Source organism: Actinomyces sp. 565 (genome assembly GCF_010365615.1).
GTDB lineage: Bacteria > Actinomycetota > Actinomycetes > Actinomycetales > Actinomycetaceae > Actinomyces.
In genome coordinates this window covers 1,776-6,673 of sequence record NZ_PIZD01000070.1, presented here as the reverse complement: position 1 = coordinate 6,673, position 4,898 = coordinate 1,776, and the positions used below count along the sequence as shown (strand labels likewise).

At 68.6% G+C, this 4,898-nt stretch carries 5 protein-coding genes and 1 pseudogene; 5 read left to right on the top strand and 1 reads right to left on the bottom strand.

Translation table 11 applies throughout. The annotated features are described in order from the left end of the window. Positions 1 to 206 (top strand): annotated as a pseudogene (locus GZ997_RS11555) (endonuclease); the annotation flags it as partial. A 19-nt stretch (positions 207 to 225) separates the two neighbouring features. Next, on the top strand, positions 226 to 1,260 hold the full coding sequence (locus GZ997_RS11550; protein WP_162679992.1) for an AEC family transporter: 1,035 nt from the start codon (positions 226 to 228) through the stop codon (positions 1,258 to 1,260). 72 nt (positions 1,261 to 1,332) lie between these two features. Here the strand turns inward: GZ997_RS11550 and GZ997_RS11545 are convergent, their stop codons facing one another. Beyond that, complete coding sequence (locus GZ997_RS11545; RefSeq protein ID WP_162679991.1) at positions 1,333 to 2,049, bottom strand: FCD domain-containing protein; 717 nt, start codon at positions 2,047 to 2,049, stop codon at positions 1,333 to 1,335. Between the two features lie 217 nt (positions 2,050 to 2,266). Here GZ997_RS11545 and GZ997_RS11540 point away from each other — a divergent pair, with 217 nt between their 5' ends. From GZ997_RS11540 to GZ997_RS11530, 3 genes are all read left to right on the top strand, one after another. Continuing rightward, positions 2,267 to 2,788 carry a gluconokinase gene (locus GZ997_RS11540; RefSeq protein WP_162679990.1) on the top strand — a complete coding sequence of 174 codons (522 nt, stop codon included), beginning with the start codon at positions 2,267 to 2,269 and terminating at the stop codon, positions 2,786 to 2,788. Positions 2,789 to 2,838: 50 nt separating this feature from the next. Further along, positions 2,839 to 4,248, top strand: a complete 1,410-nt coding sequence (locus tag GZ997_RS11535; RefSeq protein ID WP_162679989.1) for a gluconate:H+ symporter — start codon at positions 2,839 to 2,841, stop codon at positions 4,246 to 4,248. Between the two features lie 414 nt (positions 4,249 to 4,662). Next, a partial coding sequence (locus GZ997_RS11530) for a GlsB/YeaQ/YmgE family stress response membrane protein (protein WP_162679997.1) occupies positions 4,663 to 4,898 on the top strand: 236 nt, incomplete at its 3' end.

Here is a 4,898-nt window from a genome sequence, read left to right as displayed (position 1 = left end):
CGGTACGTCGCATTGACCACTTCCTCTCCGACCCCCTCGTCGGCGCTCCGCCCCCGACGGCGGGCGAAGCCGCTGTCCCGGAGGCGGGCGCGCCCGGCGGCAGTCTGCCGGCCGGGCCCCGGCTGCGCGCCGTCGGCGGCGGGACCCGCGCCTTCGTCGTCTCCGACCACGCCGGGACCTGGATCGACCTCGAGCCGGTCGACTAAGAGCGGTTGGGGAGAACCGGTGGCTGACGTGGTTGGGGGCCTGGCGGTCTTCGCCGTCGTCATTGCGGTGGGCTGGGTGCTAGTGCGCACCGGGGCCGTGCCCGTGGGGTCCGACACCGTCCTGACCCGCCTGTGCTTCTTCGCCGCCACGCCCGCCCTGCTGATCACTACCCTCGTCGGCGCCGACCTTGCGGCCGTCACCTCGGTGGGCACCGCCGTCGCCGTCGGGGCCGAGCTGCTGGGACTGGCGACCGCCTGGTGCGTGCACCGCCGCCTACTGCACCGCCCGGTGGCCGAGGCGATGATCGGGGCACTCGCCTCCGCCTACGTCAACGCCGCCAATCTGGGCATCCCGGTGCTGGAACTGGTACTCGGTGACGCCACCGCGGTTGCCCCGATCCTGTTGCTGCAACTGCTGGTCCTCACGCCGCTCGCCTTCACTGTGCTGGATGCCGCGACCCGGCGCGGCAGTCCCTCCCGCTTCGCCACCTACACGCTGCCGCTGCGCAACCCACTGGTGCTCGCAGTGCTGGTCGGCGTGCTGGTGAACCTGAGCGGCATGGACCTGGGTGCCTTGCTGCGCGGGCACCTCGCCGAGCTGCTCGACGCGCTGGGGCGGATCGCCGTGCCGCTGATGATGCTGTCGCTGGGCATGAGCCTGGCCGCATCCCGGCTGCGGCCGCCGCGGAGCGTGGCCGGCGCGCCGAAGCCCGGGCCGGTCGGGGAGGACGAGGCAACGGGCGGAGCCGTGCCCCGCGTCGTCAACGTTCCGCCCGAGCCGGTGCACGACGCCGCCAGCCGCACCGCGCTGCGTTGGGCGGTGGGTTGGAAGCTGCTGGTCGTGCCCGGTCTGGCGGCGGGTCTGGGGCTGGCGGCCGGGCTGCGCGGTGCCGCCCTGTTGATGCCGGTGACTACGGCGTCATTACCGACGGCGCAGAACGTGTTCATGTACGCCTCCCGTTACGGGGTGGCCAAGCCCCTGGCCCGGGATGCCGTGCTGCTCACGACGGCGGGGTTCGTGCCGGTGGTGCTGGTGGCCGCGGCGGTGCTGTGAACCGTCGGAGCAGGCCCGACTGTGCGGGCGGCGAGTACGGGTCGCGGGCAGGCGGGCCGCAGCACGGTCGAATCAGGTAGCGAGGAATCCCCGTAGGCCACGATCCAGCAGTACCTCGCGCACCTCCGCCACGATCTCGCGCATGTGCTGCTCGGCCTGTTCAACCCTGCCCGCGGCGATTGCCTCGGCCAGGCGAACGTGCAGCTCCAAGGCCTGTGGCTTAGGAGACTGCCAGGGCGCGCCGGCCAGCCGCGCGCGGCCGCTGAGCACCTCGGCCACCACCTCGGTGAGGGCGGCGAAGGTGTCGTTCTGGCTTGCCGTGAGTACCAGGCTGTGGAAGGCGATATCGGCGTCGAGGTATGAGGCGACGGATCCGGTGCTTCCCTGTTCGCGGATCGTGTTGGCCAGGCGCAGTAGTTCCAGGCGCTGTGCTTCGGTGGCGCGGCGGGCCGCGGCCGCGGCGGCGACGGGCTCTACGGCGGCGCGCAGCTCGGTCAGTGCTCCGAACTTCGGTCCCTCGGGGTCTGCGTCGAGTTGCCAGCGGATTACCAGGGGTGACAGTGCCGCCCAATCGGCAGGTGGCCTTACCACCGCCCCCACGCGGCGGCGGGACTCCACGAGTCCTACCGACTCCAGGGTGCGTACGCAGTCCCGGGCGAGGGTGCGCGAGATGCCGTGCTGGGACTGGATGTCGTCAAGGGTGAGGGACTCTCCTGGTCTGAGCTTGCCGGAGATGATGGCGCGGCCGAGGGCGTCAAGGATGTCGCCGCGTCGGACTGAGGATGTCATGGCCGCTCCCGGGGCAGTGGGTCAGAACGTGTGCGGAGTTGGCTGCGGCGGCCGTTGCCGCGCCGTCGGGCCGGTACCGCCGGAGACTCAGCGGCTCTGGACAAGATGCATGATGCGACACCCACATAATCAAGGACCTAAGACCTATATAAAGGTAGTACGTAAACCCGCATAATCGTAGTACCCAACGTAGACGACGGAGTCAAAGGAGCCCGCCATGAACCAACCCGTTGAGCACCTCGTCATCATGGGGGTGGCCGGCTGTGGAAAGACCACTGCAGCAGCGAACCTCCACCGCGCGCTGGGCTGGCCCGTGGCCGAGGCCGACGACTTCCACCCGCAGGCGAATATCGACAAGATGTCCAGCGGCATCCCGCTGGACGACGATGACCGGCGTCCCTGGCTCGAGTCCCTGCGCGACTGGATGAGCGAGCAGGCGGCCTCCGGCACGAAGACCATCGTCACCTGCTCCGCGCTGAAGCGGGCCTACCGCGACTTGCTGTCACAGGCGGACGGGCGCGTCTTCTTCATCCACCTGGTTGCCGAGCAGGAGGAACTGCGTGAGCGCATGGAGCGCCGCGCGGGGCACTTCATGCCCCCGGCTCTCCTGCCCTCGCAATTCGCCACCCTCGAGCCCCTGGAGGACGACGAGGATGGCATCACCGTGGTCTCGCGCGCTACGCCCGAGGCAACCTTCGAGGCCATCCTCGCGGCGTTTGAGGCCGCCACGCCGGCCTGACCGTTCTTGTCCCCCGTTCCCCACCCATCTTCGTCATGGAGACATTGACAATGACGCACACAATCCTGGCCGCTGCGGACGCCGTGCCGCACGCGGGCAATGACTTACAGCTGATCCTCGCCGCACTGGTCGGCATCGCCACGATCATCGTTCTGATCGTCTGGACCAAGGTCCACCCCTTCCTGGCGCTCACGCTCGGATCTGCGGTGCTTGCGCTGGTGGCCGGCATCCCCCTGGCCGACACCTTCACGGCATTCACCTCCGGCCTGGGTTCCACCATCGGCGACGTGGGCACACTGATCGCCTTCGGCGCCATCATCGGCAAGCTGCTGATCGACTCCGGCGGCGCGGATCAGATCGTCGACACGATCCTGGACCACACCTCGGCGAGCCGCCTCCCGTGGGCCATGGCGCTGATCGCCTTCGTAGTCGGTATTCCACTGTTCTTCGAGGTGGGGATCGTCCTGCTGATCCCCGTGGTGATGATGGTGGCCCGGCGGGCCCGCCAGCCACTGGTGCTCGTGGGCGTGCCCGCCCTGGCGGGGCTCTCCGCCCTGCACGGCCTGGTGCCCCCGCACCCCGGACCGCTCATCGCCATTGACGCCGTCGGGGCAAACCTCGGCATTACCCTCGGCTTCGGCCTGCTGGTCGCGATCCCCACCGTGATCGTCGCGGGCCCGCTGTCGGCCCGGCTCATGGCCCGCTGGGTGCCGATCGAGGCGCCTGCGCCGCTTGGTGGGAGCGAGCAGCGCGAGCGCAGCGGTGCACGGCCGTCCTTCGGCGTGTCCATCAGCGTTGTGCTGCTTCCGGTGCTGCTGATGCTCATGCGTACGGTGGTCGAGACGTTGGTTGAGACGAAGTCGCCCGACGGCTCCAGTAACCCGCTCGCCCACTTCGCCCTCTTCCTGGGCCAGCCCATTGTTGCCCTGCTGCTGACCGTGCTGGTGGCGATCCTCGTCTTCGGCGTGCGCATGGGCGACACGGCCGATGAGATCTCCGCCCGCGTAGGCGGCGCGCTTGGGCCGATCGCCGGGATCCTGCTGATTGTCGGCGCCGGCGGCGGATTCAAGCAGACGCTGATCGAGTCTGGCATCGCCACGATCATCGCCGGCTGGCTCGAGCAGGCCGCCGTGCCGGCGCTCCTGGCCGGCTGGCTGGTGGCGGTGGCGGTTCGCCTAGCCACCGGATCCGCCACGGTTGCCACGATTACCGCTGCGGGCATCATGGCGCCCCTGGCTTCCGACATGCCGCCGGTGGAGGCGGCCCTGCTGGTGCTGGCGATCGGCGCCGGGTCGGTGTTCCTCTCGCACGTCAACGACGCCGGATTCTGGCTCGTCAAGGAGTACTTCGGTATGACCGTGGGGCAGACCTTCAAGACCTGGTCGCTAATGGAGACGATCCTGTCAGTGACTGCGCTGGTGGTGGTCCTGGTGCTGGCCCTGCTGCTTGGCGTGCTGTAGCGGTTTCCCGCCCATGCGGCCGGGGCTGCTGGCAGACACGGGCGGGGGAGAGAGCGCTCCGCGGGGTAGCTTCCTGCCCCGCGGAGCGCTTTACGGCCCTGTCGCCCTGTTGCCGGTGTGCCCGCGCGGACCGGTGCGCCGCCGAAATGTGCGGGGACCCATCCGGTTTCCGGTCCCAGCTGGTGTTCAGGAATCCCGGGAAATACGTGAGCCGCCCGGAAGTATGATCGGCCCAACATGAGAAGATGATGAATATAATATGGGCGGGCGATTGCTGTATTGCAAACCGTTGAGAGGGGTCTCACCCCTAGGCAATTCTAGTGTATGTTGCTTCTAGGCGTATAGGCGCCAGTGCTCTGTGTGGCATTATGCCTACGGGCGCGTCGTTCAACTCGACACGAAGGGAAACGCGTCATGGGTGAACTCATCGGGATGGTCATCTTCGGCGGCATCATCGGTGCCCTGGCCAGGCTGATCATGAGGGGGGACCAGAGTCTGTCTATTTTGTGGACAATTGTCCTGGGCGCTGCCGGCGCCTTCGTCGGCGGCTGGCTGGCCGGGATGCTGGGTGTGGCGGACACCCCGGGGATCGACTGGATCCGTTGGCTGCTCTCGCTCGTGGCGGCCATGGTCGCCATTTACGTGTATCT

What these genes read in the sequence shown, in the direction of transcription:
- GZ997_RS11545 (WP_162679991.1), bottom strand. Translation starts at nt 2,049, where the DNA reads ATGACATCCTCAGTCCGACGCGGCGACATCCTTGACGCCCTCGGCCGC.
- GZ997_RS11540 (WP_162679990.1), top strand. Translation starts at nt 2,267, where the DNA reads ATGAACCAACCCGTTGAGCACCTCGTCATCATGGGGGTGGCCGGCTGT.
- GZ997_RS11535 (WP_162679989.1), top strand. Translation starts at nt 2,839, where the DNA reads ATGACGCACACAATCCTGGCCGCTGCGGACGCCGTGCCGCACGCGGGC.